The 729-nt window shown below is 50.8% G+C and carries 1 protein-coding gene; it reads left to right on the top strand.

Annotated features, from left to right (window positions below):
- Nucleotides 1-56: 56 nt before the first annotated feature.
- Nucleotides 57-729 (top strand): class I SAM-dependent methyltransferase (locus NW820_RS13130; RefSeq protein ID WP_414407739.1); only part of this gene is annotated, 673 nt, incomplete at its 3' end.

Below are 729 nucleotides of genomic sequence, written 5' to 3'. Positions count from 1 at the left end.
GCTCGGCTGGAGTTCGCTCTAATGTCAATCTCTACCCTGGCTATAGCCCAGGGAAGGTGGAGGAGATTGCCCAGCAAGAGGATTGTCGCTGGTCTCTGATTTTCATCGATGGGAATCATGACTCACCAGCCCCCTTGCAGGATGCTCAAGTGGCAGAGCGCTATGCTGCTGAGGATGCCTTGATTCTGTTTCATGATCTAGCCTCGCCGGATGTGGCTGAAGGTTTGAATTACTTGAGAGACAGGGGCTGGAACACGATGATTTACCAGACCATGCAAATTATGGGAGTGGCCTGGCGAGGCAATGTCAAGCCCGTTGAGCATATTCCAGACCCTGCTGTGAATTGGACATTGCCAGAGCACCTCAAGGACTATCCGGTCTGTAACCTTGAGTTGTCTAGGGTGCTAGAGAAAGTTAAATCTTTTACCTTGCTGGGCTTTGAGCGTCTTTGGAGCCTTTATTCACTGGCTAAGCAGGTTTGTGAAGAAGACATTCCTGGGAACTTTGTAGAATGTGGTGTTTGCAGGGGTGGAAGCTCAGCTTTGCTGGCCTGGGTGATTAAGAACTACAGCCGTCGACCTCGCAGGCTATATGCTTTCGATACCTTCTCAGGTATGCCTGATCCAACAGAGGTGGATCGAGATTATCGAGGAGTTGCCGCCAACGATACGGGTTTTGGATCCGGTGCTTTAGCGGCACCCATTTCGGAGAACTTAGAGGTGATTGCCA

Origin of the sequence: Synechococcus sp. R55.7, from assembly GCF_047461955.1 — a bacterium.
Classification (GTDB): Bacteria; Cyanobacteriota; Cyanobacteriia; order Thermostichales; family Thermostichaceae; genus Thermostichus.
Note: the sequence above shows the minus strand (reverse complement) of the source record. Positions and strands in the feature narration are given on the sequence as shown.